Here is a 13874-nt window from a genome sequence, read left to right as displayed (position 1 = left end):
AACCTGGTGCTGGCCGTGTACCGCCTGATCACCAACCCGGAGTGCCGCCAGTACATCCTGCGCCAGGCCTTCGAAGAAGCGATCCACACCCACGCCTACCAGTACTGCATCGAATCGCTGGCCATGGATGAAGGCGAGATCTTCAACATGTACCACGAGATTCCATCGGTGGCCAAAAAGGCCGCCTGGGGCCTGAAGTACACCCGCTCGATCTCCGATCCGAAGTTCGAAACCGGCACCGTCGACACCGACAAAGAGCTGCTGCGCAACCTGGTCGCCTACTACTGCGTGCTGGAAGGCATCTTCTTCTACTGCGGCTTCACCCAGATCCTGTCCATGGGCCGCCGCAACAAAATGACCGGCGTGGCCGAGCAGTTCCAGTACATCCTGCGCGATGAGTCGATGCACCTGAACTTCGGTATCGACGTGATCAACCAGATCAAAATCGAAAACCCACACTTGTGGGATGCCGAGATGAAAGAAGAAGCGACCCAGATGATCCTGCAAGGGACGCAGCTGGAGATCGAATATGCGCGGGATACCATGCCGCGTGGGGTGTTGGGCATGAATGCGGCGATGATGGAAGACTATCTGAAGTTCATCGCAAACCGTCGCCTGTCGCAGATCGGCTTGAAGGAAGAGTACCCAGGCACGACTAACCCGTTCCCGTGGATGAGCGAGATCATGGACTTGAAGAAAGAGAAGAACTTCTTCGAGACCCGTGTGATCGAGTATCAGACCGGCGGCGCGTTGAGCTGGGACTGAATCAACACGAACCAATAAATGTGGGAGCGGGCTTGCCCGCGATAGCGCTGTATCAGTCACGGATGTACCCACTGACACACAGCTATCGCGGGCAAGCCCGCTCCCACATTGGCTATTGATGATCCATAGACTTTGCAAGCAAGCCTTTATGCCCAACCAAACCATCAAAACCCCTTGCGTCGGCCTGTGCTCCACCGTCTACGGTGACTTGGTCTGTCGGGGCTGCAAGCGCTATCACCACGAGGTGATCCAGTGGAATGGCTATAACGCCGAGGAAAAACAGGCGGTGTGGCTGCGTCTGGAACAACTGCTGGTACAGGTAATGGCCAGCAAGCTGGAAGTGTTCGACCCGCACTGCCTGCGACAGCAGTTGGAAGCGCGCAAGATTCGTTTTATGCCGCACCAGTCGCCGTATTGCTGGGCATACCAGTTGATTGCACGGGGTGCGCGGGTGATTTCCAGGCTGGATGCCTATGGTTTGACGCTGTTACCGGAGTTTCGTGAACGCCACCTGGCGGATTTGCGCGATGCGATAGATCGAGAGTTCTTTTTGCTGTCCGAGGCACATTACGAACGCTATATCGCCCCGGTTTTTTTGAAAGAGTCATTCGGGCCGGCGCTGATTGCCACGCGCTGACCCAAATCGCAAACACTGCGGGAACGCGGTACAACGCTGGACCTGTGGCGAGGGAGCTTGCTCCCGTGACGGCCCTGACAGCCGACGATGATCCAACTCACGCTCCGCGATCCAAGGTAGATAAGCGTCGACCATCAGGCCGTCATCGCAGGCAAGCCAGTTCCCACCCAATTGTGTTTAAAATGCCGCCCGCCCGATGACTGACGCTTAACGATGAACCCAGACGCACTCGCTACCCTGCACGCCCACTTGCTCACTGCCCTGGCTGACCCGCCTGCGGAAACCCGGCGCCTGTTCCATGGCCGTGGCCGTTGCTGGCCGGGCTTGGAACAACTGACGGTGGACTGGCTGCAAGGGGTGGTGCTGGTTGCTTTGTTCAAAGAAACCGAGCACCTGGATGCCCTGAAGCACACGCTGTTGCAGATCGAGTGGAGCCGTTTCGGCGTGCACACCGTGGCCCTGCAACACCGCTACCTGCCGCAAAGCACCACCGAATGGCTGGTGGGCGACGCCATCGACGAGCTGACCATCACCGAGGGCGGCCTGCGCTACCTGATCGACCTGGGTAAAAAACAGAACAGCGGGCTGTTTCTCGACATGCGTTACGGGCGCAACTGGGTGCGCGAACAAGCCCAGGGCCAGCGTGTGCTGAATTTGTTTGCCTATACCTGCGGTTTTTCCGTGGCCGCCATCGAAGGCGGCGCCGACCATGTGGTGAACCTGGACATGGCCCGTGGGGCCCTAAGCCGTGGCCGCGACAACCATCGCCTGAATGGGCACGACCTGAGCCGGGTGAGCTTCCTGGGCCACGATCTGTTCAAGTCCTGGGCCAAGGTGACGAACAACGGCCCTTACGACCTGGTGATCATCGACCCGCCCTCCTTCCAGAAAGGCAGTTTCCTGCTGACCAAGGATTACCAGCGCGTGCTGCGTCGCCTGCCGGACTTGCTCAGTGCCCACGGCACCGTGCTGGCATGCATGAACGATCCGGCCTTCGGCGAGGACTTCCTGATCGACGGCGTGACCCGCGAAGCACCGGGCCTGCGGTTTGTACAGCGGCTGGAAAACCCACCGGAATTCCCTGACATTGACCCACAGAGTGGGCTAAAGGCCCTGGTGTTCCGTCAGGGCTGATGCCGAAACATCCTACGCTTGCTACGCTAACGGATACGCCGGGCGGTGAACCTTATCCTCCCCTTCCCGGTCGATACCTGCATTCCCTGGCCAGACTCGACGGCGCTAAGTCGTCGGCTGCCCCGTTTGACCTTTTGGAGAACCGCCCGTGATATCGACCCTGCATGTAGCCAGACTCAAAGCCTGGGGCGCCCACGGCTTTACCGCCACCGGTGTGGTACTGGCCTTTTTGGCCACCCTGGCGCTGCTGGAAAACTCCCCCAAGGCGTGCCTGTTGTGGCTGGGCCTGGCACTGGTGGTGGATGGCGTCGACGGCTCGCTGGCGCGACGGGTGAATGTCAGCACGGTGCTGCCCAGCTTTGACGGCTCGGTGCTGGACCTGGTGATCGACTACCTCACCTACGTGTTCATTCCTGCACTGTTTATCTACCGCTACATCGACCTGCCTGATTTCACCCACCTGTTTGCGGTGTCGGTGATTCTGGTGTCGTCGCTGTTCTGCTTTTGCAATGTGAACATGAAGAGCAAGGACAACTACTTCGTCGGCTTCCCTGCCGCCTGGAACGTCGTTGCCCTGTGCGTCTATATCATCCAGCCGGATGCGTGGGTCACCTTGCTGACCGTGATCGGCCTGGCGCTGTTGACCGTCACGCCGATGAAGTTCCTGCACCCGTTCCGGGTCAAGCGCTTCATGCCGATCAACATCGCGGTGACCACCATCTGGCTGCTGTGCAGCTTCCTGATGGTGGTGGATTACCCGAACACCAACCCTTGGACATTTGGCTTATGGTCGCTGATGTCGGCGTACTTCCTGGGTATCTGCATCTGGCGCACGGCCGTGGAATGGCTGGGCGCGCACAAATAACCAGGCGGGCCCGGTAAAAAATGTGGGAGGGGGCCTGCCCCCTCCCACATTTGAGTCACATCGCAGTAAGATGCTGGCCTTCTGCGGCCCTCCAACAATAAGCCCTGCCCATGCCCTTCGAACTCAGCGTAGACCTCACCACCCTGGCCATCCTGGCCGTTGTCGCCTTTATCGCCGGTTTTATCGACGCCATCGCCGGCGGTGGCGGTTTGTTGACCACGCCCGCCCTGCTCACCGCTGGTATGCCGCCGCACCTGGTGCTGGGCACCAACAAGCTCAGCTCCACCTTCGGCTCGGCCACCGCCAGTTTTACCTTCTACCGGCGCAAGCTGTTCCACCCACGCCAATGGGTGCACGCCATCGTCGGTACCTTGATCGGTGCGCTGACCGGCGCAGTCGTCGCCCATTACTTGCCCGCCGAAACCCTGAACAAGATGCTCCCGGTGATCGTCTTCGCCTGCGGTGTGTACCTGCTGTTCGGTGGCACGCCCAAGGCGCCACTGGACGCGGAGGCACCGATCAAAAAGAAATGGCAAGCCACCCAGGGCTTTGGCCTGGGTTTCTACGACGGCGTGGCCGGGCCCGGCACGGGGGCGTTCTGGACGGTCAGCACGATGCTGCTGCACCCCATCGACCTGGTGAAGGCCAGCGGCGTAGCGCGCAGCATGAACTTCGTCAGCAACGCGGCGGCGCTGACGGTGTTTATCATCAATGGTTCGGTGGACTGGATTGTCGGCCTGGCGATGGGGGTATCGGTGATGTGTGGCGCGTTCTTTGGCGCACGCAGCGCGATCAGCGGCGGCGCCAAATTCATTCGCCCGGTGTTTATCACCGTGGTCCTGGGCCTGACCGTGCGCCTAGCCTGGCAGCACTGGTTCAGCGTGGCCTAAACGGCGGGCCACGTAGAGGTCGATGAGGTAACGCGCAATCGAGCGTGACGCCGGCAACGGCGGCAGCTCGTGGATATTGAACCACTGCGCGTCCTCGATCTCGTCGGCCTGGGGCACGATATCGCCACCGGCGTATTCGGCGTGAAAGCCCAGCATCATCGAGTGAGGGAACGGCCAGCATTGGCTGCCCATGTACTGGATGTTCTTGACCTCCAGCTGCACCTCTTCACGCACTTCACGGATCAGGCAGTCTTCGGCGGACTCCCCCGGCTCGGCAAAACCGGCCAGGGTGCTGTAGACCCCGGTGACGAAACGCGGCGAACGCGCCAGCAGGATGTCATCGCCACGGGTCACCAGCACGATCATGCTCGGTGAGATCCGTGGGTAGCTGCGCAGGTCGCAGGCCTGGCAATACATCGCCCGCTCCCTCGGCACCTGTACCATCGCCTGGCCACAACTGCCACAAAAACGGTGTTCCCGCGCCCAGGTACCGATCTGCGCGGCGTAGCCCAGCACCTTGTACAGGGTGTGATCACCTTGCAGCATAAAGCCACGCAAGCCCTGCCAACTGCACCCTGGCACATCAGCCGGCGAGTCGAGTTCCAACAGGTACACCGGCTCGCCGTCGAGGTGGCCGATGCCGTGTTCGGCAAACACCGACAGGTCCTGGCGCTTGAGCCATTCGCGCGGGAACAGCGGGCCGTTGGTGTCGTGTAAGAAGCCTTCGCGGCTGCGGGCGACGGCCCAGCCGCCGGGGGCGTCGTTGTCCAGCAGCGTTGTGGTAATCCAGCCTGGGGTCATGTCAGTCAATCCACGAATTCGGGTTTCTGCTTACTCATATGGGCCGCAATGGCCACGCGCAGGTCGTTGGATTGCAACATAGCCGAGTTCCAGGTGGCAACGTATTCCAGGCCGTCATTGACTGTGTGGTCACGCATGTAGCTGATCATGGCCTTGGTGCCGGTCACGGCAATCGGCGACTTGGCGGCGATTTGATGGGCCAGGTCCATGACACCCGCCAGCAGGCTTTCATGATCGCCAAACACGCGATTGACCAGGCCGATGCTGCGCGCTTCTTCGGCGCCGAATTGACGACCGGTATAGGCCAGTTCACGCAGCATCCCGTCGCCGATGATGCGCGGCAGGCGTTGCAAGGTGCCGACGTCGGCGGCCATGCCGATGTCGATTTCCTTGATCGAGAATTGCGCGTCTTCGGTTGCGTAGCGCATGTCGCACGCGCTGATCAGGTCGATGGCGCCGCCAATGCAGTAGCCCTGGATCGCCGCCAGCACGGGCTTGCGGCAAGTGTCCACGGCGTTGAACGAGGCTTGCAGCTCGAGAATCTTGCGGCGCAGCAGGCGCGCATTGCGACCCACGTCCTTGCCAAAATCATTGGCGATCGAGGCCAGCATCATCAGGTCGATGCCCGAGGAAAAATGCTTGCCCGCGCCGCTGAGCACCACGGCACGCACGGCGTCGGTCTCGTCGACCCATTGGAAGATGTCGATGATTTCGGTCCAGAACGCCGCGTTCATGGCGTTGATCTTTTCCGGGCGATTGATCTGCACATGGGCAACGTTGCCGCTGAGTTCGACAACGAAGGCTTGGTATTCGGACATGGCAGTGATCCCTGACTGGCGATTGAGAAAGGCCAGACTATATCAAGGGTGCGCCACGGCGCATCGGCCAAAAACGGGACTGACCACGGTGAGGGAAAAGACGCTGGATAAAACCCGATGCACAGGCCATCCTTTGCGCTTTAAGCCGCGTTGTGCGCGGCGCTCGACGTTTTAAGGAAATGCCATGCACGCCCAACCCCTCGCTCCCGCCGATTTCGAATTCATTGACGCCACCTTGCTCAAATACGGCGAAGACCACTCGGTGCTGAACATGGCCGAACTCGACGGTTATTTCACCGCCCTGGTTTCCAGCCCGGCCAAGGTGGATGTGGCCGAGTGGTTCCCGGCGATCTGGGGCGGGCAAAACCCTGAATGGGACAACATGGACGAGGCCCAGGCTTTTCTTGAGCTGTGTGTACGCCATATGAATACCCTGGCCGCACAATTGGCCACTGACTCCCAGGCATTCAAAGCCCGTTTCGATGAAACCGAACATCAAGACCAGGCGGTGACCCTTGCCGAGGAATGGTGCTTTGGTTATGTGCGCGGCGTGACAATCGCCAACTGGCCGCCATTGCCCGCTGTACAAGCCGGGCAACTGGAGCGGATTTCCTGCTGCGCCGAACAGGACAATTTCGAACTGCCGGCAGACCTGGATGTAAACGCCCATCAACTGCAGATCAGCGAAATCGAACCGGCTGCACGGGCGCTGCATGACTACTGGTTGAGCCAGCGCTAAGGCAGTAGGAGCGAGCTAGCTCGCGAAAAACTTACAGGCGCCGCGTTCATTCAGGAAGCACGCTTATCGTTGACGTTTTTCGCGAGCAAGCTCGCTCCTACATTCGGGCCGCAGCGCATGCCAATAAAATACGCAGATCACCCACTCACTCGACAAGCATGGCGTGTTTGCCTGATGATTCGGGTCCGCACGTCGGCCACTCCACGCCACCTCGCCTTGACCAGGAGCCTTGTACCTTGAGTTCGCAGAAAACCGTGACCGTTACACCGCCCAACTTCCCCCTCACTGGCAAGGTCGCGCCCCCCGGCTCCAAATCCATTACCAACCGTGTTCTGTTGCTCGCGGCACTGGCCAAGGGCACCAGCCGTTTGAGCGGCGCGCTCAAAAGCGATGACACACGCCATATGTCGGTCGCCCTGCGGCAGATGGGCGTCACCATCGACGAGCCGGACGACACCACCTTTGTCGTCACCAGCCAAGGCTCGCTGCAATTGCCGGCCCAGCCGTTGTTCCTCGGCAACGCCGGCACCGCCATGCGCTTTCTCACGGCTGCCGTCGCCACCGTGCAAGGCACCGTGGTACTGGACGGTGACGAGTACATGCAAAAACGCCCGATCGGCCCGCTGCTGGCCACCCTGGGCCAGAACGGCATCCAGGTCGACAGCCCCACCGGTTGCCCACCGGTAACGGTGCATGGCGCGGGCAAGGTCCAGGCCAGGCGTTTTGAGATTGACGGAGGCTTGTCCAGCCAGTACGTATCGGCCCTGCTGATGCTGGCGGCGTGCGGCGAAGCACCGATTGAAGTGGCGCTGACCGGCAAGGACATCGGCGCCCGTGGCTATGTGGACCTGACCCTCGATTGCATGCGTGCGTTCGGTGCCCAGGTCGACGCCGTGGACGACACCACCTGGCGCGTGGCCCCCACGGGCTATACCGCCCATGATTACCTGATCGAACCCGACGCTTCCGCCGCCACTTACCTGTGGGCCGCAGAAGTACTGACCGGTGGCCGTATCGATATTGGTGTAGCCGCGCAGGATTTCACCCAGCCCGACGCCAAGGCACAGGCCGTGATCGCGCAATTCCCGAACATGCAGGCCACGGTGGTGGGTTCACAAATGCAGGATGCGATCCCGACCCTGGCGGTGCTCGCCGCATTCAACAATACCCCGGTGCGCTTCACTGAACTGGCGAACCTGCGCGTCAAGGAATGTGACCGCGTGCAGGCGCTGCACGATGGCCTCAACGAAATTCGCCCGGGCCTGGCGACCATCGAAGGTGATGACCTGCTGGTTGCCAGCGACCCCGCTTTGGCTGGCACCGCCTGCACCGCACTGATCGATACCCACGCCGACCATCGCATCGCCATGTGCTTTGCCCTGGCCGGGCTGAAAGTCTCGGGCATTCGCATCCAAGACCCTGATTGCGTAGCCAAGACCTACCCTGACTACTGGAAAGCGCTGGCCAGCCTGGGCGTTCACTTGAGCTACTGACACACAAACCTGTAGGAGCGAGCTTGCTCGCGAAAAACGTTAACCAAAACGCGTGTTTGCTGAATGAATGCGGCGCCTGTGAGTTTTTCGCGAGCAAGCTCGCTCCTACAACTGAACCTTGCCGGGAGCGTCAATGACCCTTCGCCAACCCTGCCCACCCGGCGCCTGTGTCTGCAACCGTGAACAACTGCTGGAAGCTCCCGGCGCTGATCTGCGCATTCTGCAACTGACGCGACAGCAGGAAAAAATCCTGCTGGAGCGCCTGGAAAACCTCAAGAGCCTGCAAGACCTCGAACACTTGCAACAGCGGATGTACGACCAACTCGGCATCCGCGTCCACATCGCGCCCGGGCATACCGAGGTCAAAAGCATGCGCGGGATCCAGATCGTCATCGACGAACTGCCGGGCATGTGCCGCAAGACCCGCCAGTCGATCCCCGCCTCCATTCGCCGTGGCCTGGAGAAAAACCCAGAGATTGCCTACCGCTTGCTCGACGCCCACGACCTGTTTCGCGACGCTTGAATTATCCCGCGACGGCCTCACGCTCAAACAACCCCTGCCCCACGGTCCGGGCCTTGTGCAAATGCGCCTGGGCCGTGCCACTTTCCGAGTCCAACAACAACTCGGAAGTGAGTACCCGCGCCCCGCAATAATCAAAGATGCCGTAGTCGATCTGGGTATTCATGGCCTTGGCATAACCGTGTCGATCGAAGGCGCTTTCGTCAGCCGCCCCCAGGGCCAGCACATGCACGTGCAAATGCCTGAGTTTCTTCTGCACCGGTGTATCGGGGCCGTAATCAATCGCCCAGCCATTGACGAATACGCGGTCGACCCAACCCTTGAGCAACGCCGGCATCGACCACCAGTAGATGGGGAACGCCAGCACCAGCGCGTCGGCGCGGTCTATGCGGGCCTGTTCGGCCTGCACGTCGGCTGGCGGCGTCGCCCGAGTACGGTGCACCCGATGGTCGGCGACGGTGTAGCGTGGATCGAACCCTTCAGCGGCAAGGTCGGCTATTTCAAAGGTGTGGCCAGAGGCGCTCAAGCCCGCGCCCACCTCGGCGGCCACACTGTGGGTGAGGGATTGCGGGTCGTGATGAGCAACTACGATCAGTGCGTGCATGACTTTGACTCCATTTCGGATTAATCTACTTTTAGTAAGTTACGTCGAATAAGTTACTTTTGGTATATAAGCATGTCAAGCAGTGAATCCCCTGCCCCACGTCGTCGTTTGTCCCGTGAAGATCGCCTGCGCCAGTTACTCGACGTGGCCTGGCAATTAGTGCGTGACGAAGGCACCGACGCCCTGACTCTGGGCCGCCTGGCCGAGCTGGCGGGCGTCACCAAACCAGTGGTTTACGACCACTTCGCTACACGCGCAGGGTTGCTGGCCGCGCTGTATGCAGACTTCGACGCGCGCCAGGACCAGGTATTTGCCGATGCCATCGCCACCAGCAAGGCGACCCTTGAGGACCGCGCGTGGGTTATCGCGTCGTCGTATGTCGATTGTGTGTTGTTGCAAGGTCGGGAAATACCCGGGGTGATTGCCGCCTTGAGCGGTTCGCCGGAGTTGGAAGCATCCAAGCGCGAATACGAGGCGATCTTTCTCGATAAATGCCGAGACGCGCTGTCGCCCTTCACCCACGGCGGCAGCATCTCTCAGGCCGGGTTGCGCGCCATGCTCGGCGCGGCGGAAGCCCTGTCCCATGCGGCGGCCAATGGCGAGATCAGCCGCGAGGAAGCTCAGCAGGAGCTGCTGGAGACTATCCTCGCGATGGTCATGCGCGTCAGGCCGTAGGCAGACGGCCCTGGACGAACAGTTGCGCCTTGCGCGTCAACTGGTCCAGGTGCCGATCACGCTGTTTCTCTGCGTCGACCATGGCGCGCTTGCCGTGTTTTTGCAGCAGGTAGGTGTGGATCTGCCGCACTTCCAGCGAGCTGTAGATTGAGGCCACATCCAACACGCCCATCAACCCATCGGTGCCGTAGTTGCGGGTGTTCATCACGACCTGGGGGCCACGCGCACCGCGTACCTGGAAACCCATGGCTTCGAACACCGCAACCTTCTCTACCGCACAGGCCAGTTCGGCGTGGGGATAACGCGCCAACACTTCGTCCATCATGCTGCGTGCCACACCCTGGCGACGAAAGCCCGCCTGCACCGCCATAAACGCGATGCCACACGCGTGCGGATCATCCTTCACCGGCAGATACAGGCAAAAACCCACCACCGTCTCGTCTTCCATCGCCACGACCAACTCGACGGCGATGCCCTTTTCGCCATTCAACGCCTCAAGGTACAGGTGCACCTCAAACCCGATGGCGTACTGGTAGATGTTGTAGAGCAGATTGCTCGGTGCCAGCGCTACGCTGCTGATATCGGTGAGGTTGTCCACCACCATCTGCAGGATCTGGCTGTTGACCGGTTCGGGGCACGGCGTGGTGTAGCGGGTAAGACTGAACATGCAAATTCCTGGGGTTTCGCGTCAAGGCAGCGGCGATTGTACCTGTTGCGCGCCGATCATGGCCCGCACACCTCGCGCAAACATGCGCGCAGCCAGCGATGGGCCAGGTCGGCGTCCTGCCGCGGGTGCCACAGCATCGCCACGGTAAATGGCGGCAATGTCACCGGCAGCTCAAAGCAGTACAAGCCTCGAGGCGGCACTGTGATATAGCGCTCAGGCACGCTGGCGATCAGGTCGGTATCACGCGCCAGGGCGATGGCCGTGTTGAAACCGGCGACCACGATGCCGACCTGCCGAACCAGACCTTGCGCCTCAAGGGCCTCGTCGATCTGGCCACGGTCCTGCCCACGCCGCGACACGTAGACATGTTGTCCCTGGGCGAAACGCGCTGCGCTAAGAGGGCCGCGGCTCAGAGCATGGCCCTCGCGCACCACGCCCACCAGGCGGTCACGGAACAGCGCCTGGGTCAGCACCTCCGGGCTGGCGCCGGCATCGACCACACCGGTTTCCAGGTCGACGACACCGTCGCGCAGCAACGTACTGTGCTTGTCGCTCTTGTGCACGAAACGCAATCGCACCCCTGGGGCGTCCTGGGCGATACGCGCCAGCAAGGCGGGGCCGAAGCGTTCGACGAACTCCTCGCTAGTGCGCAGGGTGAAGGTGCGCACCACCTCACCCAAGTCCAGGGTGTTTGCCGGGCGCAATACCGCATGGGCGTCCTGCACCAATTGGCTGACCTGTTCACGCAATTGCAACGCCCGGGGCGTCGGTACCAGGCCGCGCCCGGCACGTACCAGCAGCGGATCGCCAGTGGCTGCACGCAAACGCGCCAGGGCCCGGCTCATGGCCGAAGGGCTCAGGCGCAGGCGCTGGGCGGCGCGAGCGACGCTGCCTTCGGCAAGCAACACGTCCAGGGTGATGAGTAAATTGAGGTCGGGCATGGGGTCTCCTTATCAGGCGTTGGATGCAGCTATAACCTGCAACCCCTGCGTCTTCCGCCATCTTAGGCGACGCCGTAGATTTGCGACAGGTGCATTCACTCAAGGAAACGCGCATGCAAACCTCCACACGCGGCGGCCTGGTGGCCTTGTCGCTGTCCATGTTGCTGGCCGCCCTGGGCACCAGCATCGCGAATGTCGGCCTGCCCAGCCTGGCGCACGCCTTCGGTGCCTCGTTTCAGGCCGTGCAGTGGGTGGTGCTCGCCTACCTGCTGGCCATCACCGCCGTGATTGTCAGCGCCGGGCGCCTGGGCGACCGTCTGGGGCGCCGGCGCTTGCTGCTGGCCGGGTTGCTGGTGTTTGCCCTGGCCTGCGCCGGGTGTGCCGCCGCGCCAACCCTGTCCTGGCTGATCGGCGCACGGGCATTCCAGGGCCTGGGCGCGGCGATCATGATGGCGATGACCCTGGGCATGGTCGGTGACACCGTCACGAAAGCGAATACCGGCCGAGTCATGGGCCTGCTCGGCACTATGTCGGCACTCGGCACGGCCATGGGGCCGAGTGTCGGCGGAGTATTGCTCAGCCTGTGGAGCTGGCGCGCACTGTTTCTGATCGGCCTGCCCTTGGCGGGTGTGGCTGCCGCCCTCGCCTACCGTTATTTGCCGGCGGATGCTAACGCCCGCGAAGCTTCGCCAGGCGATACACTCTGGGCGCCCCTGCGCGATGCGCCGTTGCGCGCCGGCCTGGTCATGAGCGTTCTGGTGTCGGCGGTGATCATGGCCACGTTTGTGGTGGGCCCGTTCTACCTGTCCCGTGGCCTGGGCCTCGATCCCGCCTGGATGGGCTTGGCCATGGCCGTCGGGCCAACGGTCGCGGCGGTTACCGGTGTACCGGCGGGTTACCTGACCGATCACCTCGGCAACCAACGCCTGACCCTCGTGGGGCTGAGCGTGATGCTGTGCGGGGCCCTGTTGCTGTCGCAGGCGTCCGGGCTTGGTGTTTATCTCGCGGCGCTGATCGTGTTGACAGCCGGCTACAGCCTGTTCCAGGCGGCCAACAACACGGCGGTAATGAGCGATATACAGGCGACACGCCGAGGCACAGTGTCCGGCCTGCTGAATCTGTCGCGCAACCTGGGCCTGATTTTCGGCGCCTCAGCCCTCGGCGCGGTGTTCGCCCGCGCCACCCCGGATGTCAGCCATGCCGCGCCCCAGGCGGTGGCAGCCGGCCTGCACGCGACCTTCGCCATGGCGGTAGGTTTGATACTGCTGGCCATTTTGGTGAAGGTCTTGGTCTGGCGCGATCAGGGCGCGAAACACTCGGCATTCAAGAACTGAGCAAAAAAGTTCGGACCAACGGGTGCATGGATGCACCTGGATCGCGCATCATGGGCACTTTCAAGCTCAAGGGTAACGTCCATGCGCGTTCTGTCATTGATGATGGGTCTTGCGACGCTGGCCGCCACTACGGTGTTCTGCGCCAGCGCGATGGCGAATGAAGAAAGTCAGTTAGTCCAACAGATCAACCAATACCGCAGCCAGGTGCAACGCTGCGGTGACCAGGGTTCCCAGGAGCTGCCGCCGCTGACCAGCGATACACGGCTGGTGTTGCCGGCCTCCAATGTCGGCGATTTGCAGCAGTCGCTGGCGCGGGCTGCGTACCCGATGGTGAACGTGCAGGCCATCAGTCTGTCCGGTCCCAAGGATGCCGAGGCTGCGATGAAAGCGGTGCGCGAGAGCTTTTGCCGCGTAGTGCTCGATCCGCAATTTGTCGACATCGGGGTCAGCAACAGCGGCCAGGACTGGCGCATCGTGCTGGCTCGCCCATTGGTGACCAGCGGCCTGGGCGATTGGCAGACCGAAGGCAGAAAACTGCTCGACCTGATCAACACCGCCCGTGCCGAGCCGCGCCAGTGTGGCACCCAGGCGTTCACCGCCACGGCGCCCCTGTCGTGGAACGACACCCTGGCCGGCGCAGCCAACAGCCATACCCGCAACATGGCCAACGGCAATTTCTTCGACCACCTGGACCCCGACGGCCGTACGCCCGGCGACCGCGCCGAGTTGGCGGGGTATATCGCGAAGAATATTGGTGAAAACATCGCCGCCGGCCTCGACACGCCGCGCAAGGTCGTAGACGGTTGGCTCGCCAGCCCCGGCCACTGCGCCAACCTGATGAACCCGCAATTTCGCGAATTGGGTGCCGCCTACGCCATGGACCCCAAGAGTGACGCGGGCATCTATTGGACGGGCTTATTCGGCACGCAATAAGGTTGAGCGCCGGCCCAACCCGGCCAATAATGACGGCGTGCAAATAGACAATGAAATC

Annotated in this window: 16 protein-coding genes; 11 read left to right on the top strand and 5 right to left on the bottom strand. The window is 61.7% G+C overall.

The features are described 5' to 3' along the window. The 5 genes from ACP7CZ_RS21775 to ACP7CZ_RS21755 all read left to right on the top strand — a co-directional run. Positions 1 to 765 (top strand): ribonucleotide-diphosphate reductase subunit beta (locus ACP7CZ_RS21775; protein WP_426175093.1); only part of this gene is annotated, 765 nt, incomplete at its 5' end. A 148-nt stretch (positions 766 to 913) separates the two neighbouring features. Next, a complete protein-coding gene (locus ACP7CZ_RS21770; RefSeq protein WP_054895944.1) occupies positions 914 to 1402 on the top strand; it encodes a DUF1289 domain-containing protein in 489 nt (162 codons plus the stop codon). A gap of 213 nt (positions 1403 to 1615) precedes the next feature. Beyond that, positions 1616 to 2536, top strand: a complete 921-nt coding sequence (locus ACP7CZ_RS21765; protein WP_057977259.1) for a class I SAM-dependent methyltransferase — start codon at positions 1616 to 1618, stop codon at positions 2534 to 2536. Between the two features lie 148 nt (positions 2537 to 2684). Next, the gene (gene pcsA, locus ACP7CZ_RS21760; protein ID WP_003191017.1) at positions 2685 to 3401 is read left to right on the top strand and encodes a phosphatidylcholine synthase; all 717 of its coding nucleotides are present in this window, start codon (positions 2685 to 2687) and stop codon (positions 3399 to 3401) included. Between the two features lie 110 nt (positions 3402 to 3511). Next, positions 3512 to 4291 (top strand): TSUP family transporter, encoded by a 780-nt coding sequence (locus tag ACP7CZ_RS21755; protein WP_003191011.1) that lies wholly within the window; start codon positions 3512 to 3514, stop codon positions 4289 to 4291. Here the strand turns inward: ACP7CZ_RS21755 and nudC are convergent. Beyond that, the gene (gene nudC / locus ACP7CZ_RS21750) at positions 4259 to 5092 is read right to left on the bottom strand and encodes an NAD(+) diphosphatase (RefSeq protein WP_019816887.1); all 834 of its coding nucleotides are present in this window, start codon (positions 5090 to 5092) and stop codon (positions 4259 to 4261) included. The genes ACP7CZ_RS21755 and nudC overlap by 33 nt on opposite strands. 5 nt (positions 5093 to 5097) lie before the next feature. Further along, positions 5098 to 5910, bottom strand: a complete 813-nt coding sequence (locus tag ACP7CZ_RS21745; protein ID WP_200582833.1) for a crotonase/enoyl-CoA hydratase family protein — start codon at positions 5908 to 5910, stop codon at positions 5098 to 5100. 184 nt (positions 5911 to 6094) lie between these two features. Between ACP7CZ_RS21745 and ACP7CZ_RS21740 the strand changes: the two genes are divergently transcribed. The 3 genes from ACP7CZ_RS21740 (at position 6095) to ACP7CZ_RS21730 (ending at position 8665) form a co-directional block, all read left to right on the top strand. Next, positions 6095 to 6649, top strand: a complete 555-nt coding sequence (locus ACP7CZ_RS21740; RefSeq protein WP_197882266.1) for a UPF0149 family protein — start codon at positions 6095 to 6097, stop codon at positions 6647 to 6649. Positions 6650 to 6885: 236 nt separating this feature from the next. After that, complete coding sequence (locus ACP7CZ_RS21735; protein ID WP_197882264.1) at positions 6886 to 8142, top strand: 3-phosphoshikimate 1-carboxyvinyltransferase; 1257 nt, start codon at positions 6886 to 6888, stop codon at positions 8140 to 8142. A gap of 133 nt (positions 8143 to 8275) precedes the next feature. Further along, positions 8276 to 8665: a hypothetical protein gene (locus ACP7CZ_RS21730; RefSeq protein ID WP_034127625.1), complete on the top strand. Its 390-nt coding sequence runs from the start codon at positions 8276 to 8278 to the stop codon at positions 8663 to 8665. A gap of 1 nt (position 8666) precedes the next feature. Here ACP7CZ_RS21730 and ACP7CZ_RS21725 read toward each other — a convergent pair whose 3' ends face one another. Then, on the bottom strand, positions 8667 to 9266 hold the full coding sequence (locus ACP7CZ_RS21725) for an NAD(P)H-dependent oxidoreductase (protein ID WP_060764632.1): 600 nt from the start codon (positions 9264 to 9266) through the stop codon (positions 8667 to 8669). Positions 9267 to 9338: 72 nt separating this feature from the next. On the opposite strand from ACP7CZ_RS21725, the gene ACP7CZ_RS21720 reads away from it, so the two are divergent. Next, positions 9339 to 9941 carry a TetR/AcrR family transcriptional regulator gene (locus tag ACP7CZ_RS21720; RefSeq protein ID WP_054898697.1) on the top strand — a complete coding sequence of 201 codons (603 nt, stop codon included), beginning with the start codon at positions 9339 to 9341 and terminating at the stop codon, positions 9939 to 9941. Here the strand turns inward: ACP7CZ_RS21720 and ACP7CZ_RS21715 are convergent. After that, positions 9931 to 10608: a GNAT family N-acetyltransferase gene (locus tag ACP7CZ_RS21715; RefSeq protein WP_054898698.1), complete on the bottom strand. Its 678-nt coding sequence runs from the start codon at positions 10606 to 10608 to the stop codon at positions 9931 to 9933. The two genes, ACP7CZ_RS21720 and ACP7CZ_RS21715, sit on opposite strands and share 11 nt — an antisense overlap. A 56-nt stretch (positions 10609 to 10664) precedes the next feature. Further along, positions 10665 to 11549 carry a LysR family transcriptional regulator gene (locus tag ACP7CZ_RS21710; RefSeq protein ID WP_054898699.1) on the bottom strand — a complete coding sequence of 295 codons (885 nt, stop codon included), beginning with the start codon at positions 11547 to 11549 and terminating at the stop codon, positions 10665 to 10667. 113 nt (positions 11550 to 11662) lie between these two features. On the opposite strand from ACP7CZ_RS21710, the gene ACP7CZ_RS21705 reads away from it, so the two are divergent. Both ACP7CZ_RS21705 and ACP7CZ_RS21700 read left to right on the top strand, forming a co-directional pair. Then, complete coding sequence (locus ACP7CZ_RS21705) at positions 11663 to 12883, top strand: MFS transporter (protein ID WP_236455839.1); 1221 nt, start codon at positions 11663 to 11665, stop codon at positions 12881 to 12883. 81 nt (positions 12884 to 12964) lie between these two features. Then, complete coding sequence (locus ACP7CZ_RS21700; protein ID WP_054921410.1) at positions 12965 to 13816, top strand: CAP domain-containing protein; 852 nt, start codon at positions 12965 to 12967, stop codon at positions 13814 to 13816. Positions 13817 to 13874: the final 58 nt, after the last annotated feature.

This window comes from Pseudomonas sp. DWP2-2 (genome assembly GCF_049897065.1).
GTDB lineage: Bacteria > Pseudomonadota > Gammaproteobacteria > Pseudomonadales > Pseudomonadaceae > Aquipseudomonas > Aquipseudomonas paracarnis.
This window is presented reverse-complemented; position numbering and strand designations above follow the sequence as displayed.

What these genes read in the sequence shown, in the direction of transcription:
- ACP7CZ_RS21745 (WP_200582833.1), bottom strand. Translation starts at nt 5,910, where the DNA reads ATGTCCGAATACCAAGCCTTCGTTGTCGAACTCAGCGGCAACGTTGCC.
- ACP7CZ_RS21770 (WP_054895944.1), top strand. Translation starts at nt 914, where the DNA reads ATGCCCAACCAAACCATCAAAACCCCTTGCGTCGGCCTGTGCTCCACC.
- nudC (WP_019816887.1), bottom strand. Translation starts at nt 5,092, where the DNA reads ATGACCCCAGGCTGGATTACCACAACGCTGCTGGACAACGACGCCCCC.
- ACP7CZ_RS21755 (WP_003191011.1), top strand. Translation starts at nt 3,512, where the DNA reads ATGCCCTTCGAACTCAGCGTAGACCTCACCACCCTGGCCATCCTGGCC.
- ACP7CZ_RS21730 (WP_034127625.1), top strand. Translation starts at nt 8,276, where the DNA reads ATGACCCTTCGCCAACCCTGCCCACCCGGCGCCTGTGTCTGCAACCGT.
- ACP7CZ_RS21720 (WP_054898697.1), top strand. Translation starts at nt 9,339, where the DNA reads ATGTCAAGCAGTGAATCCCCTGCCCCACGTCGTCGTTTGTCCCGTGAA.
- ACP7CZ_RS21715 (WP_054898698.1), bottom strand. Translation starts at nt 10,608, where the DNA reads ATGTTCAGTCTTACCCGCTACACCACGCCGTGCCCCGAACCGGTCAAC.
- ACP7CZ_RS21710 (WP_054898699.1), bottom strand. Translation starts at nt 11,549, where the DNA reads ATGCCCGACCTCAATTTACTCATCACCCTGGACGTGTTGCTTGCCGAA.
- ACP7CZ_RS21705 (WP_236455839.1), top strand. Translation starts at nt 11,663, where the DNA reads ATGCAAACCTCCACACGCGGCGGCCTGGTGGCCTTGTCGCTGTCCATG.
- ACP7CZ_RS21740 (WP_197882266.1), top strand. Translation starts at nt 6,095, where the DNA reads ATGCACGCCCAACCCCTCGCTCCCGCCGATTTCGAATTCATTGACGCC.
- ACP7CZ_RS21725 (WP_060764632.1), bottom strand. Translation starts at nt 9,266, where the DNA reads ATGCACGCACTGATCGTAGTTGCTCATCACGACCCGCAATCCCTCACC.
- ACP7CZ_RS21765 (WP_057977259.1), top strand. Translation starts at nt 1,616, where the DNA reads ATGAACCCAGACGCACTCGCTACCCTGCACGCCCACTTGCTCACTGCC.
- ACP7CZ_RS21700 (WP_054921410.1), top strand. Translation starts at nt 12,965, where the DNA reads ATGCGCGTTCTGTCATTGATGATGGGTCTTGCGACGCTGGCCGCCACT.